Consider the following 15,817-nt stretch of genomic DNA (forward strand, 5'->3'; position numbering starts at 1 on the left):
ATTAATCAAACGTCACGAATCTGACTGATTATTCAGTCAGATTATGCATCACAGCGTAGATAATGCGCCGTGATGCATAATAATCAAACAGCTTTAACCGCAATGGTCTCGCCCTGCATGCGTTTACGCAGGGTACGTTTGGTACGGTCAATGACGTCACCGGCCAACTGTCCGCATGCAGCATCAATATCATCACCGCGGGTTTTACGCACGATGGTGGTGAAACCATACTCCATCAGCACCTTGGAGAAACGGTCGATACGGCTGTTCGAGCTACGGCCATACGGCGCGCCCGGGAACGGGTTCCATGGGATCAGGTTGATTTTGCATGGCGTATCCTTCAGCAGTTCAGCCAGCTGATGCGCGTGCTCAGTACCGTCGTTGACGTGGTCCAGCATCACGTACTCGATGGTGACGCGGCCCTGGTTTGCGTTGGATTTCTCCAGGTAGCGACGCACGGCAGCGAGGAAGGTTTCGATATTGTACTTTTTGTTAATCGGTACAATTTCGTCACGAATTTCATCGTTTGGCGCGTGCAGGGAGATAGCCAGCGCAACGTCAATCATGTCGCCGAGCTTATCCAGCGCAGGCACAACGCCTGAGGTAGACAGCGTCACGCGGCGCTTGGACAGGCCAAAACCGAAGTCATCCAGCATGATTTCCATCGCCGGCACCACGTTGGTCAGGTTCAGCAGCGGTTCGCCCATCCCCATCATTACCACGTTGGTGATCGGACGCGTGCCGGTCACTTTTGCTGCACCCACGATTTTCGCGGCGCGCCAGACCTGACCGATGATTTCAGACACGCGAAGGTTACGGTTAAAACCTTGCTGAGCCGTAGAGCAGAATTTGCACTCCAGCGCACAGCCCACCTGAGAAGAGACGCACAGCGTGGCACGATCGTCTTCCGGGATGTAGACGGTTTCAACGCGCTGATCGCCTACGGCAATCGCCCATTTGATGGTGCCGTCTGCCGAGCGCTGCTCTTCCACCACCTCCGGCGCGCGGATTTCAGCCACTTCTTTGAGCTTGTTGCGCAGCACTTTGTTGATGTCGGTCATCTCATCAAAGTTGTCGCTGCAGTAGTGGTACATCCATTTCATTACCTGATCGGCACGAAACGGCTTCTCACCCATATCTTTAAAGAACTCGCGCATCTGCTGACGGTTCAGGTCCAGCAGGTTAATTTTTCCATTTTTATTGGGAACCGCAGGAATGGCGACTTCGGAGGTATTCACTAGTTCAGACATAATTTTTTCCGGCCTCGTTGTTACACGTTGTGGCCCTTGGTGGGTTGAAAAGAAACGCCCCGGAAAGCGGTCTGCTCGTCCGGGGCGTTGCATTGTACAAAGTCTGGCGCAGGGATGCCACGTTTGCACGCGGCATTTACGAAATTATTAGCGAGTGCGCGGGCACACTTCGCCTTCAGCGAAGAAGAACGCGATTTCGCGCGCGGCAGACTCAACGGAGTCAGAACCGTGGGTGCCGTTCTCGGTGAAGCTGTCCGCGTAGTCAGCGCGCAGGGTACCTGCCAGCGCGTTGTCCGGGTTGGTTGCACCCAGCAGATCGCGGTGACGCTGTACTGCGTTTTCGCCTTCCAGCACGGAGACCACGATTGGACCGGAGGTCATGAACTCCACCAGGCCGTCAAAGAATGGACGACCTTCGTGCTCAGCGTAGAAACCGCGAGCCTGCTCAACGGTCAGGTGCAGCATTTTGGTGCCAACGATCTTAAACCCTGCTGATTCAAAGCGAGCGAAGATGCTGCCAATAACGTTTTTTGCCACCGCGTTTGGTTTGATGATGGAAAAAGTACGTTCAATAGCCATTGATAACCTCTGTAAAATGTTCTGTTGTTTTGCATACCTGAGTATGGTGTGGCGCGGATTATAAAGAGCAATAGCGCCATTGCCTATGGTTCTGCATAACATTTTTTTAAAATGAGACGAAGATTAGCAACAGGCAGGATTTCGCATACCGTGTTGATGGCGTAAACAGAGCGGGCACTGCTTTTCATCAGGCGTAAATGACCAGAACTGGCGCTGGCACGTCAGGCAAACTGCTTTATATGCGGGAGTGGCCACGTTTTTTGCCGGTCCATCTGTTTCTGCGACGTTTATCGCCTCGTGCTGACATACTGCCTCACAGCCACCGCAGCCGGTACAGCGCCCGGTCTCCACCACCAGCGCGGCGTTCTCAAACCGAAACGCGTTTTCCGGGCAGCTTCGCCAGCACGCACCGCACAGCACGCACTTATTAATATCGAGTGCGATATCTGACTCGCTAAATGTCGAGAATGCCCTGCGCAGCTCCCGCGGCCCCGGGGAAACGCGACAGGCTTTTACATCCTCGCGGGGAACGTGCATCAGCGCACGACGAGCGATATTCACCTCGCCGATCGGTATGAGCTTAAACCCCCACTCCGCTTCACCACGGCGACGAAGCGCAAGATTAAGCCGGGCAAGCGCCAGCAGCCAGTCAGGGTATTGCTCTGCGTCGATACTGATAAAACGAACCCGGCGTTGCGCGTGCCACAGCAGCAGCTCATTCACCCCAGGTGCGCGTTCAGTAAAAGGCCCAACAAGGGTATCTCCACGCAGAAATCGCCTTCGCGGCGCGATGCCGGTAATGGCCCCGGAGGGGCAGACGAACAGGCAGTCACCGCATTCAATACAGCGATTTTCATCAACCGAGACGCCGGTTTCCGTAAAAGAAAAAGCCTGCGCTGGACAAACGTCCGCGCAGGCGCAGCAGGAAGCGTGGCGAAAACGGCGACGGACGCACGCATGCGTCACGTCCATCGCCGGGGCAAACGTCAATCTGCCCATCAGCCAATACTGAAGAAAACGAAGCGCAGCATCAGTTCACCCACAATCAGCAAGCCGCTGCCCAGCAGCAGCGTGCCGCGCGCCGCTTTCAGGCCGCCCGCAGCAAAGCAGAGCATACCTGCAACGGACACGCACCAGCTCAGCAGATGTACCGCGCGCAGCTGTTCGAGCATCCGTAGCGGTGCGTGAGGGAACGTCACCACGGTATTGTCCATGGCAGTGATGTCTGCCAGCCAGACGGGCTGCATCACCAGACGCACAAGCACCACCAGCGTGATAATGACAACCGCCGCACGCAGGGTAGTCTGGGAATGCATCCCAACTGCCATGCAGGCTGAACCGATGATACCCACCGAGCCGATAAACAGTACCAGCGTGTTAATGTGCTTCCAGGTCACCACGGACGCGTGCATGTAGATTTGTGCCATGCAGAACACGTCCACCAGCCCGACAAGACCCGCCACGGCCAAAAGCAGCTTCCAGCCAGGCTTATTGGAAAACATCAGCAGCACGGCGAGGCCAAGCGCCGCCAGGTAAAGGCTGGCGAAGATAATCTCGCGGCTCAGCCACGAGCTGGAGACGTGGCGTAGCGCGTTCAGGGCGTTGAGCGGATAGCCCATATGCAGCGCTGAGGCGAGCAGCCCCAGGCTCGCCAGTACAAACGCCCCAGCGGCAGGCAGCAGCGCGCTACGCGGTGTAGTATGCGCCCCTCCGAACGCCAGCCAGAGCGTCACGCCAACCGATCCCTGCAGGAACAGCGTAAAAATCAGCAGCGGTAACTCATGCATGACGTTTCCCCTCTTTCTCTGCGCCCTGATGCGCTTTGATCACCAGGTTCGGTTTTGTAATCGAGGAATCAGGCAAGCCCTTCACATCGCATACCGCACCGTATTTCGCCCGAAGTTCATCAATAGGCCCAAATTTGATCGCCTCAAGCGGACAGGTTGCCACGCAGACGGGCTGCTCGCCCTTCGCCTGCAGATCCACGCAAAAATCGCATTTGGACATCTGCCCGGTCTGCTCGTTGAGCTGTGGCGCGCCGTAAGGGCAAGACCACGCGCAGTAGCCGCAGCCAACGCACTTGTCCGTATCAACGCGCACGATGCCGTCGCCCGGACGCTTGTGCATTGCGGTGGTCGGACAGTTTTTGGTGCAGATTGGGTCCGCACAGTGGTTACAGGAAATAGAGAGCGTGTAGGCAAAAACGTTGTTGCTAACGCCGCCCTGCCCGGTTGGGATGAAATTCCCGCCGTTGACTTCGTATACGCGACGGAAACGACGTCCGACCTCAAGGTTGTTTTTGTCTTTGCACGCCACCTGGCATGCCTTGCAGCCCGAGCAGCGGGAAGAGTCAATATAGAAACCCAGCTGTTTATCGCTCACCGGCGCGTAGTGTTTAAACTGACTCATGCTTTAGCTACCTCCACCAGCATGGTTTGATGGGAATTCCCTTTCGCAAGCGCGGTAATACGGGCAGAGCTGAGCACGTTCGCGCAGCCGCCTTTATCGACGCCCTGTTCGTCCGGCTGCCACCAGGCGCCTGCCTGCATGGCAACAACGCCCGGAATGATGCGCGGCGTGACTTCAGCCGGAATTTCACAAATGCCGCGCGCGTTATGAATGCGCACGGTATCCCCCTGGGAAATGCCGCGCTTTTGCGCGTCCTGCGGGTTAATCCACAGCTTTTGCTGCTGCGCCTCAATCAGCCACGGGTTGGCGTACTGGGTTGAGTTAGCACGGTTTTTCCCTTTCCAGGTGATCAGCTGCAGCGGGAAGGTTTTCGCCAGTTCGTCTTCCGGCCCTTCGTGGGCGGGCACGTAGTGCGACAGCGCCGGAATCTCCGGATGGTGCATGTCGTACAGACGCTTCGAGAAGATCTCAATTTTCCCGGACGGCGTCGGGAACGGATGATTTTGCGGATCGCGAATATTGTCTTCAAAAGCGACGAAGGGCGCGCTTTTGAAAAGATGCTGGCGCGTCTTTTGTAGCGTCGCGAAGTCTGGCAGGTTTTCATCTGGCATGGAGAGCCGCGTCTGCTCCCAGATGTGCTCAATCCACGCTTTTTCGTCACGGCCCTCGCTGAATGCAGGTTCGACGCCAAGCTTAGCAGCAACTTCCCGCAGCCAGTCGTAGTCTGAACGGCGTTCGAATTCAGGTTCAATCAGCTTTTCCGACAGGATCAGATAGCTTGCCGTGCCCCAGGTTTCGCCGATATTCCAGCGTTCCATAAAGCTGGTTTCCGGCAGGAGAAGATCGGCGTATCGGGCGCTCGGCGTCATAAACAGATCGCTTGCGACGATAAACTCGATTTTCGACTCGTCTTCCAGCACGCGCGTCGCCTGATGCAGAGCCGGGTTCTGGTTAGCCAGATAATTTCCCGCCAGCGAGAAGAGGATGCGGATATTGCTGTCCAGCTTCTCTGCATCCTTCAGGCCGTCTTCCGCCGTTACCTTAGAAGCATCATCGGCAGCCTGCACCCAGTTCATCACCGATATTTTGGCTTTTACCGGGTTATCCGGCATCTCCGGCCCGGCAGCAAATTTACGATTAGCGCAGCCGCCATAGCCTGCCGCCCAGCCGCCCTTCACCCCAACGTTACCCGTCAGCGTTGCCAGTAACGTCGAGCCGCGCGCGGTGCGCTCGCCGCAGTTATGGCGCTGCGGTCCCCAGCCCTGGATCAGCGCGGCGGGTTTGGTGGTTGCGTAGTCGCGCGCCAGCTGACGAATGGTCTGCGCAGGCACGTGGGTGATTTTCTCTGCCCACTCGGGCGTTTTCGCCACGCCATCTTTTGCGCCGCTCAGATAAGCCATCAGGGATTCATTGGCCGGAACGCCTTCCGGCATGGATGCTTCGTCAAAGCCCAGGGTATAGCGCTGGATGAAGTCGCGATCGTGCAGATTCTCCGTGACGATCGTGTACATCATGGCGTCCATCAGGGCGTTGTCTGTTGTGGGAAGCAGCGGGATCCACTGGTCGGCAAGAGAGGAAACCGTATCGGAATAGCGCGGATCGACGACGATAAAGCGCGTGCCGTTTTGCTTCATCTTCTGATAGAAGTAGTTGCTGTGACCAAAGATCGTCTCCGTCGGGTTATGTCCCCAGAGGATGACCAGTTTGGTATCCAGCAGGGTGTCCAGAGAGCTGCCGCTGGCGGCGGTGCCGTAGGTATACGGCGTGGCTGCCGCCGTGTTGCCCATACTGACCGAGTGATAGCTTTCAAGATAGCCGCCGGTTAAGTTGAGCAGACGACGAACCATTTTATCGCCGGAAAACGTTCCGCCGGATACCGCAGTGCCCACATGCACATAGCGTGAGGCAGCGCCGTATTTTTGTGTAATCGTTTTTAATTGATTCGCAATAAGCGTGGTGGCTTCATCCCAGGTAATACGCTCGAATTTTCCTTCGCCACGTTTACCCACGCGTTTCATTGGATATTTAAGCCGATCGGGATGATAAACAAATTTCCGATAAGCGCGGCCACGAACGCAGGCGCGCATAACAGGCATTTGAGGATCCAGTTCATTATCCGGACGCGTTGAAATTCTTGTGACTACGCCCTCACTGACGTGAGCGCGAATATCACATTTACCGCCGCAGTCAAACGTGCTGCAGGTTTGCACCACTTTTTCTTCAGGCGTCGCGTGTGTTGCCGCTGCACTCTGTGCCTGTGCTTTACCTGTTGTCGCTACAAAAGGAAGGGCGGCGAGCGCCGACCCTGCCTGAATAAAATGACGCCGGGATAGCGCGGGAATAAGCCCCTCTCCCTGATTTTTATTTTTCTTCATTGCTCGTTCCTTAAAATAAAAACGCATTCTCGTTTTTTTTCAGGAACGAATATTGATAATTATCAAACTAACTCTTCGGGGGTAACACTTAACGGTCTAATTCAAAATTCACTGTCGCCGTTTGTCCTGAGTCATCCATTACAAGTAATTGATATTCGCCAGGCAAATATAATTTTAATGAATGAGTATTATTGCGGCCTTCTAACGGTTCTCCATTTAAAAACCACCAGCGCCCATCTTCTCCTCCAGTCGTAATAACAGATAGCGTCACGTTCCCTTCACCAGGGAGTCGCTTAATAACAGCCCCCTCTCTGATACCCGAAATCATAAGCGGTGCTGCATTGTTATTATCCAGCGGCGGGCAGAGCGTCGATCTCGCAGGAAGACGCGCAGCCCTTTTTTCCGCTGCGGGCAGCCACGGCTCCAGCGGCAGCGGCCAGACGTCGAGAACTTTTTCTGTGGCATCAGGGCAATCTGCCGCCACACGCTTGCCCGTTTTATCCAGCCAGACCGGGAAACGAATGCCGCGAATGCCTTCCTGTTCCGGCAGCAGCAGCGTGGGTGGTTCACTCCCTTCGAGCAGCCAGGTCGAAAGACGACGCCGACAGTTTTCACTGCCTTCCGGCAGCGACTGGCCGCCCGGCCAGCAGATCACGCCCCGCCCAACGCTTTCCGGGCGCGGATCGCGCGGCAGGCGGGCCTCGTCTATTGTCGAGCGTGACTGAAGCAGGTTATTCACCTGGTTTAATAGCGGAACCGCGCTGGCAAAACCAAACTGCCCCGCTACCGGCGTGCCGTCAGGTCGCCCTGTCCAGATACCTATTACATACCGGGCATTGAGACCGATGGCCCAGGCATCGCGGTAGCCATAGCTGGTGCCCGTTTTCCACGCCAGCGGCGCAATTTGCGGCAGTGCACTGTCCGGCAGCGGCTGCGCTTCATTCGCCAGAATACGGCGAATAATCCACGCCGAACCTGGCGATAACAGCGGGCGTTCAGTTAGCGGGTCGCCCGGCTGTAAGCGCAGCCGGCCCGCCTTGCCATGCCTTGCAAAGGCGCTGTACGCGGCGGCGATATTCGCCAGCCTCGCGCCTGCGCCCCCCAGGATTAGCGACAGATTCGGCTGCGCTCCGGCAGGCAGGATCAGCGGCAGGCCTGCGTTACTCAGCATCCCGGCAAACCGTTTGGGACCGTAGGCTTCCAGCACCTGGACGGCTGGCAGGTTGAGCGAGCGCACCAGCGCTTCACTCATGCTGACCGGCCCGTGGAACCCGCTGTCAAAATTTCCCGGGCGATAATCACCGGTTTTTCTGGGCACGTCCTGAAGCAAGGAGGCGGGATGGATCAGGCCATCATCCAGCGCCATACCGTAGATAAACGGTTTCAATACCGAGCCCGGGGATCGGATCGCGTTAACCATATCCACATGGCTGAAACGCGTGTCATCATTGATATCCACCGAGCCGACCCAGCCGCGCACCTTCATGTCGGTATGGTCGACCACGATCATCGCCAGCGAACTGCGTGCCGGCAGGCGGGATTTCCAGTTCATCGCCAGCTCTTCCAGCTGCCGTTGCAGTCCGGCATCCAGCGTAGTGACAATCTTTGTGTCGCGGCTTTTGCCGAGCATCATGCGTGCAAAGAGCGGCGCCAGCTGCGGCATCTGCCGGGGAGCCAGCCATACCGGCTCTTCACGGGACTCCTTCACCTGCTTTGCTGACCAGACGCCCTGAATCATCATGCGATCGAGCACTTTGTTGCGTGCCGCTTCGGCCCGCTCGGGCCAGCGATCCGGGCGCAGACGGCTGGGTGCCTGCGGCAGTACCGCCAGCAACGCCGCGTCGGAGTAGCTCAGCTGCGACGGGGGTTTCCCAAGGTAGGTCCAGCTTGCTGCTCCCACGCCCTGCAGCGTGCCGCCAAACGGAGCACGATTGAGATAGAGCGTAAGAATGTCACGCTTAGAGAGGTGCCATTCCAGCTGCATCGCCCGCCAGAGCTGGCGAATTTTGCCGCCAAAGGTGCGCGGATGCGGATCCAGCAGGCGTGCCACCTGCATGGTAAGCGTGCTTCCTCCCGAAACCACTCTTCCGGAGCTGAGATCCTGCCAGGCGGCGCGCAGAACAGAGAGCGGGTTTACGCCCGGATGCTCCCAGAACCAGCGATCTTCGTACTGGATCAGAGCCTCAATATAACGGGGAGAAACCTCTTCAATGGTCACCGGGTAGCGCCAGATGCCTTTGCTGTCGGCAAAACGCCAGAGCGGCGCGCCCTTCTCGTCCACCACAACTCGTGCGGGGTTAACCTCTTTCAGAGGCAGCGGCCACAGGCGGTCGGCGGCGACAATCAGCCCCCCTAAAACGAGAAGCGCTCCCGCCAGCCAAAGCCAGCGGGAGCGTGTCAGACGCGCTATCAACATATTACGGAACAACAATCAGCGGGCCGCTGGCCGCACCCGTTGCCCGCCACTGCGGAACGTACATAGACTCCACCATCGGAACCGGCACCTGGTAGGTGCCCGGCGTTACGGCACGGGCCAGATAAACCAGCGTAACCGGCTGACCTTCGTTTACCGGCACGGCGGCCACAAAGCGGTCGTCGCGGAACTCCATGTGCTGAATGTCCGCCTGCTGCATCTGGCTGAGCAGGTTCTGCACTTCGCTGCCGCTGTCCTGCAGGCTTGCGCTGCTGCTCGCCAGGTTCTGGTTTTCCAGCTCCAGACCAGCCGGGAGGAGATCCACAACCAGCGCATCCGGCACGTTCTGGCTGGCTTTCACTTCAAGCCAGACCAGCACCAGCTCACCGCTCTTCAGCGAAGAGAGCGATTTGCTGCTGCCATCGGTTGCCAGGATATGACGTTCAACCTGCAGCACGTTGGAACTCGGCTGAGGCGCATATTCCGGATAGCCGGTACTGTCCAGACGTACCCACAGCGGTGCCGTGCCGGTATTGGTTACCTGAAGCGCACCAAGCTGGTCGCCGCTTACGTTTTGTACCTGCGCCTTATCGCCGCCTGATGCGGTATCAGACAGGGAGGTTTTCGCCTGCCATGCGCCTGACAGGGTTTGCAGCGAACGTCCGGCCAGGAACAGCGCATTGCTCTCCTGGGTGGATAGCCAGCGCTGGCTGAATGCCTGTTCAGAAAGAGCAATCAGCAGCGTATTTTGCGCATCCGGCAGCAATTTATACTCCTCCAGAAGGGAGAGCATCAGCGCGTTATCGCGAAGCGGGCTGCCGTAATCGGCCATCCATGTTTTGCTGTCGTTGCGCGGCGTTTTGAGCGCCAGATCCAGCGCCTGCTGGCTGCGCGGCGCGTCGCCCATCAGTTTGAGCGCCATACCCAGCTGCATCAGCGGCAGCCCGGAGGCGGCCTGAGCGTGGCGATCCCAGATTTCACGCAGCGCGCCCAGCGGGGCTTTTTGCTGACGCGCCAGCACCAGCGAGGCATACGCCTGCACGGCAAATTTGCTGGCCTGGGTGTCGTCGCTGTAGCGGATAGACATCATGCCCGGATCCTGCAGATAGCGCAGCAGTCGGTTGTTGGCGTTGTTCACCGCATCGGCAGGTACGCTATAACCCTGCTCGCCCGCGCGCACCAGGAAGTCAGTCACATAGGCGGTCAGCCAGTACTCTTCCGGGCCGTTTTTATCCCACAAAGCAAAACCGCCATCATCACGCTGCATCTGCAGCAGACGGGAGATCCCAATATCAATGGCAGCACGGCGCTGGTCATCGGTATCTCCTTTTATACCAAGCGCGGTAAGCTGCGCGGCGTTGGTATAGAGTGACGGGAACAGGCCGCTGGTGGTCTGCTCCAGGCAGCCATACGGATACGCCTGCAGTTCACGAATATAGCGCGCCAGGTTGAGCGGTGGTTTGCCGCTCAGCAGCAGTTGCCCCTGCAGGGTGGCAGGAGAGAAACCGTTGCTGTGCTGCGCCGGTGCGGTCCAGGACTCGCCGGGGTTCAGCATGGCACCGGTATTGACCGTCTGCGCCGGGAATGCCGGACGTACGCCAATTTTCCAGCTTTTCTGCTGCGGTGCGAAGGTTTCGCCCGGAAGCTGCAGGCCGGTCACCTGCGCGACCACTTCACCGTCACCATAACCGTCCAGTGCGCGCACCGGAATAAACAGCGTGCTGCGCGCCCCCGGTGGGAGCTGGACAGGCTGAGGCTGCGCGCCTTCCAGTGACAGTTTGCCTGCCGCGCTCAGGGCGACGTTCAGCGATTGCGGTTTGTCGGTCAGGTTAGTGAGATCCAGCGTCAGCCGTGAGGTATCTCCACTTGCCAGGAAGCGCGGAGTATTAAGCTCGGTAATAACCGGCGCGGCCACCACAACCTTGCTTTCGCTACTGCCGAAATCATCTTCCGTCCACGCCTGCGCCATCAGACGCAGTTCGCCGTTGAAATCACCAATCGGCAGCGTAACGGTGCCTTCTCCGTTGGCATCCAGCGTAACCGGCTGAGCCTGTTGGGCAATAATGGTGACGTGGTTCACCGGCGGTTTACCGCCGCGCTTGAGTTCATCGCCGTCACCACCGAAACGCAGCGCGGCCATGCGGCCCTGCCCTTCAATGACCTGGCCGTAGATATCATAGATATCCGCGCCGTAACGCTTCTGGCCGAAGAAGGCTTGCCATGGATCTGGCGTAACGTAATCGGTAATGTTCAGCACGCCGCTGTCCACCGCCGACACCAGCACGTTCACTTTCTGCGGAACCGCCCCCTCTTTCACGCTGGCCTTCACCTTCACAGAGAGCGTCTGGTTTGGACGCATTTTTTGCGGGTTATCCAGCGCAATGTTCAGGCGGCGATTTTCGTCGCCCATCGGCAGATGCAGCAGACCAACCGCGCGCTTCGGCGTAGCGGATTTGGATTTATCGCCAGGACGCACCACCAGCGTACTGAGATAGAGATCGTGACGTTTCCAGGCTTTATCCACCGGAATGGAAAGATCGAGCCCGTTTGCCGGTACGTCGATCTCTTTCCACCACAGCGGCCCTTCGCTGGACTCGATCATCGCATAGCCCTTGCCTGCGGCTGGCGCTGCAATGTGCAGCTGGATGGTATCGCCTGGCTGATAGGCCGGTTTATCCAGTTTCAGGGTCACGCGGTCAGGGCGCGCCGCACCCGTGCCGTCGCTGTTATCCTGCCAGCTGTAACCTGCCCAGAAGCGCACGCTGCTGACCACATCATCAGGCGCTTTCACTTCCAGACGGTATGAGCCCCACTCCACCGGGAAGGTGACTTTGCCGGTTTCATCGGCCTTAAGGCTAAGCTCCTGCTCGCCCTCAATCAGATCTTTTTGATCAAACTGAGACTGCCAGCCTTCGCTCTCGGACCAGTTCCAGAAATAGTCGCGGCGTTCACGGATCAGGCGTACCTGCAAACCGGATACCGCTTTTTTCGCGCCGCTGGCATCGGCATAGACGATGTCAAAGTTGGCGTTACCGTTCTCGTCGACGATCGGTTGGTTGACGGTGGTATCGGTACGGTAGTCGTAGACCGCCTTACTGGCGAACTGCGGACGGATACCCGGCAGTTGCGCCGCCGGCCAGATAGCCTGCTCCGCGCGGCGCGTCACCGGACGACCGCCTGATTCCAGCAGGCTCGCCTGCAGGATCAGCTGCAGAGGAGAGTGTACCTCTTTCCACTGGCTTTCGATGGTGACCTGCCCGTGCCCCTGCTCATCCAGCGTAAGCTGCACTTCATCCAGACTGCGGCTCAGGTTTTCTTCCGCAATATCACCAAACTGGAAGCCGGGCAGCGCAGCAACGGCCTCACGCAGCGGACGCAGGAAAAGCTGGCCCTGAAGAGAATTGCCGTTGGCCGGAGCGCCATACAGGTAATAGCCCACGATGTTGAAGTCCACCTCATCCTGTGGGGAAACCGGTGCTTTTTGTCCCGTCAGATTGAGCGCCATACGCTCGGGCATAAAATCTTCGACGTGGAAATCCCACAGGCGCTGCTGGTTATCGCCCGTATTGGCGCGAATATGCCACATGCCGGTCTGCGCGCCGCTATCCAGCGGGTAGTTGAAGCGGTAGAGGCCGTTCTCAGGCTGAACAACGATCGTGCGTGCCACCTGGCCGTCCGGGCGCAGCACGTCAAGCTTCACGGGCTGATCGGGAAGCGGTTTTCCGTCGCTGTCGCGCAGCAGGCCGTTAAGAATAACCGTTTCACCCGGACGATAAAGATCGCGTGGGCCAAACATAAAGAATTGCTTGCTGAAGCCGGGGCTACCGGCGATGTCAAACTCTGCCAGGTCGAGCGCTGGGAGCTTGAGATCGAGCAGCGTAGTCTGGCCGTCTTTGCTGGCGAGGATCAGCGCGGCTTCTTTGTCTGTTTCAAGCTTCGCATGGCCGTCGGCGTCGCTGCTGGCTTCGGCGAGCGTCTGACCTTTGTCATTCAGCAGCGTGACGGTGACGCCGGACTGCGCCGCACCGTTTTCCAGGCTCTGGGTGAAAATGTCCAGCCGGTTATGATAGCGGTGAGCAGACAAACCGATATCGCTCAGGGTAAAGAGCGTTGCGGCATTGCTGTAGTTGTAGTGCCCTGCCTGGTTCATGACGGCGATATAAACGCCGGACTGCTGAAGCGGCTTGATATCTTTAAGCGGCAGGAGCAGTTTTTCACGCGTGTTGCGCGCCGGGTTGAGGTCAAAACGACCGGTATAGACCAGTTCCGCCATCTTCAGCAGATTGTCAGATTCCCAGTTGGTCAGCGAGTTGCGGTACTCCCACTGGCTGACAAACGAGGCCAGCGATTCCGGCTTCACGCGGTAGAAATTGACGTCCACATTGTTGACGTTAAGCGCCATCACCGGCAGCCCTTCCACCACTTTGCCCGGCAGCAGCGAGCCGCGGCTGGCGAAACCGACCGACGGCTCTATATCTCGCGTGGTCAGGGCTTTTTCATAATCAATGCCAAAGGTCGCTTTGTTCAGCGCCACCAGGCCACGATCCACGGTGATAACCAGATTACGGTTTGGCTCCAGATGGCGCAGGCGCAGCTCTTTCAGGTTAGGCGCAAGTTCCCACGCCCCGTCAACTTTGCCGCTTTTCTTATCCACGACGTGAACCGTCTTCGCGAAATCCTGTTCCGGATCCAGCGGGACAGAGAAGGTCAGCACCAGCGTAGCGGCGCCGTCCAGTTGCACCTCAGACGCATCAAGCAGAGTCAGCGCTTTTCCCTGACTCTGGGCGGCCATTTTAGCCAGCTTTTCAGCGTCGGGCTTTTCCGCGGCTTTCGGTGTTGATGCGGTGGATGCTGCGGGAGCCGCAGCCTGAGGTTTATCGTCGCTGTTATCACAGCCGACAAGCGTAAAGGTGGTGAGCAGCGCGAGAGAGATCGCGGCTAAGCGAAACGGTTTCATCCTGTGTCCCTGGCCTGAGGGGGCCTGTTGGTCGTCGTCCGGATAAGTATTATCCGCAAGTTTCGTTAATACAAAAAGTCCAATTTAAGAATCTGGAAAGCGCCTCGCAGAATGGCATCACGCCGCTACACCGGGATGGAACCGCGATCACAACGCATAACGTCACATGTTACCTTTTACGTCATTTGTTTTTAAAACAAGAAGATAGCTGGATATGTTCGCTCAGAGCCTGCTAGTTTTATGACCATGACGCACCCCGAGTGCGCGGTTCAAAAAGAGAGAAAGCCATGAAACGAGCCGTGAACGCCCTACAAAATTTCGGAAAATCATTATACGGACCGGTACTTATCTTACCGATTGTCGGTCTGTTTATCGCCTTTGGCAATGTGCTGGGCAACGGTAACCTGGCCGAATACCTGCCGTTCCTTGGTCATCCGCTTATCCAGAGTATCGGCCAGCTGATCGCCAAATCTGCCGTGTCGGTGCTGGTCAACCTGGCGCTGGTGTTTGCCGTCGGGATCCCGATTGGTCTGGCGACGCGCGATAAAGGCTACGCGGCGCTGATTGGTCTGGTGACTTTCGTGGTGTTTATCAACGCCATGAACGTGACGCTGCAGCTGCAGGGCGAGCTGGCCCCCGCTGAGCAGATGAAAGCTGCGGGGCAAAGCATGGTGCTGGGCGTTCAGGTGCTGGAGATGGGCGTTTTCGCCGGGATCCTGACCGGGGCGCTCTCCGGTTACCTGTATAACAAATACTCCGGCGTACAGTTTAACGGCGCGATGGCGATTTACTCCGGCCACTGTTTTGTGGCGATTGTCATGTTGCCCGTCTCTATGCTGCTCGGCGTGGTAATGAGCGAACTCTGGCCGTTTGCCCAGCACGGCATTAGCGCCCTGGCGCTGGCAATTAAAGGCTCCGGCCCGTTCGGGGTGGCGATCTACGGTTTCCTTGAGCGCATTCTGGTGCCGACCGGCCTGCACCATCTGGTTTATACGCCGTTCCTGTATACCGAACTGGGGGGCACGCAGGAGGTGTGCGGCACGGCTTATCAGGGGGCGCGCAATATCTACTTCGCCGAGATGGCCTGCCCGGACGTGAAGCAGCTCAGCAGCACGGTAGTGTGGGACGCGCGCGGCATCAGCAAGATGTTCGGCCTGCCCGCCGCCGCGCTGGCGATGTACATGACCGCGAAGCCGGAGCGTAAAGCCGTTGCGAAAGCCATTCTGATCCCGGCGGCGCTGACCTCGCTGCTGGTCGGCGTGACCGAACCGATTGAATTCTCCTTCCTGTTCGTCGCCCCGCTGCTGTTCGTGGTGCATGCGGTCCTGACCGGTATTGGCATGATGCTGTTCTCGCTGCTGGGCGTTCATGCCATCGGCGCCAACGGGATTATCGATTTCATTCTCTACAACCTGCCGCTCGGCACCGAGAAATCCAACTGGCCGATGTACATCGTGGTTGGGCTGATCATGTTTGCCCTCTACTTCGTGGTGTTCCGCTTCCTGATCCTGCGTTTCAACATGAAAACGCCGGGCCGTGAGGATGAAGATCAGGAGACACGCCTCTACAGCAAGCAGGAGTACCAGGCGAAAGGCAATAACGACGGGCTGGGCGAGTCCATCGTGGTGGGCCTGGGCGGCCGGGAAAATATTGAGGTTGTGGATAACTGCTACACCCGCTTACGCGTCACGGTGAAGGATGTTGCCATCATCGACGAGCCGCGCCTGAAGGCGACCGGCGCGAAAGGGGTTATCAAACAAGGTAACAACGTTCAGGTGGTCTACGGGCTGCACGTCAAAAAAATGCGAGAAGCCGTTGAGACGTTTCTCTGAAA

The 15,817-nt window shown here is 57.8% G+C and carries 9 protein-coding genes; 1 reads left to right on the forward strand and 8 read right to left on the reverse strand.

Features of this window, described 5'->3' with window-relative positions; all coding sequences use genetic code 11:
* Positions 1 to 83 precede the first annotated feature (83 nt).
* The 8 genes from IB212_RS16910 to IB212_RS16945 form a co-directional block, all read right to left on the reverse strand.
* A complete protein-coding gene (locus tag IB212_RS16910; protein WP_028014062.1) occupies positions 84 to 1,250 on the reverse strand; it encodes a bifunctional tRNA (adenosine(37)-C2)-methyltransferase TrmG/ribosomal RNA large subunit methyltransferase RlmN in 1,167 nt (388 codons plus the stop codon).
* A 147-nt stretch (positions 1,251 to 1,397) separates the two neighbouring features.
* On the reverse strand, positions 1,398 to 1,829 hold the full coding sequence (ndk, locus tag IB212_RS16915; RefSeq protein ID WP_003860625.1) for a nucleoside-diphosphate kinase: 432 nt from the start codon (positions 1,827 to 1,829) through the stop codon (positions 1,398 to 1,400).
* Between the two features lie 123 nt (positions 1,830 to 1,952).
* Positions 1,953 to 2,828 (reverse strand): 4Fe-4S dicluster domain-containing protein, encoded by an 876-nt coding sequence (locus IB212_RS16920; protein ID WP_041908724.1) that lies wholly within the window; start codon positions 2,826 to 2,828, stop codon positions 1,953 to 1,955.
* Complete coding sequence (locus IB212_RS16925) at positions 2,828 to 3,616, reverse strand: DmsC/YnfH family molybdoenzyme membrane anchor subunit (protein WP_041908722.1); 789 nt, start codon at positions 3,614 to 3,616, stop codon at positions 2,828 to 2,830. The genes IB212_RS16920 and IB212_RS16925 overlap by 1 nt, the downstream gene beginning before the upstream one ends.
* Entirely contained in the window at positions 3,609 to 4,238 is a 630-nt protein-coding gene (locus IB212_RS16930; RefSeq protein ID WP_003860631.1) for a DMSO/selenate family reductase complex B subunit, read from the reverse strand. Before IB212_RS16930 ends, IB212_RS16925 begins: the two co-directional genes overlap by 8 nt.
* Positions 4,235 to 6,613, reverse strand: a complete 2,379-nt coding sequence (locus tag IB212_RS16935) for a DMSO/selenate family reductase complex A subunit (RefSeq protein ID WP_041908720.1) — start codon at positions 6,611 to 6,613, stop codon at positions 4,235 to 4,237. Before IB212_RS16935 ends, IB212_RS16930 begins: the two co-directional genes overlap by 4 nt.
* Before the next feature lie 88 nt (positions 6,614 to 6,701).
* Entirely contained in the window at positions 6,702 to 9,029 is a 2,328-nt protein-coding gene (pbpC, locus tag IB212_RS16940) for a peptidoglycan glycosyltransferase PbpC (RefSeq protein WP_041908718.1), read from the reverse strand.
* 1 nt (position 9,030) lies between these two features.
* A complete protein-coding gene (locus tag IB212_RS16945; RefSeq protein ID WP_041908716.1) occupies positions 9,031 to 13,983 on the reverse strand; it encodes an alpha-2-macroglobulin in 4,953 nt (1,650 codons plus the stop codon).
* Positions 13,984 to 14,270: 287 nt separating this feature from the next.
* Here IB212_RS16945 and IB212_RS16950 point away from each other — a divergent pair, with 287 nt between their 5' ends.
* Complete coding sequence (locus IB212_RS16950; protein WP_041908714.1) at positions 14,271 to 15,815, forward strand: PTS transporter subunit EIIC; 1,545 nt, start codon at positions 14,271 to 14,273, stop codon at positions 15,813 to 15,815.
* Positions 15,816 to 15,817: the final 2 nt, after the last annotated feature.

Origin of the sequence: Enterobacter sp. E12 (assembly GCF_014596715.2) — a bacterium.
Taxonomy (GTDB): domain Bacteria; phylum Pseudomonadota; class Gammaproteobacteria; order Enterobacterales; family Enterobacteriaceae; genus Enterobacter; species Enterobacter bugandensis.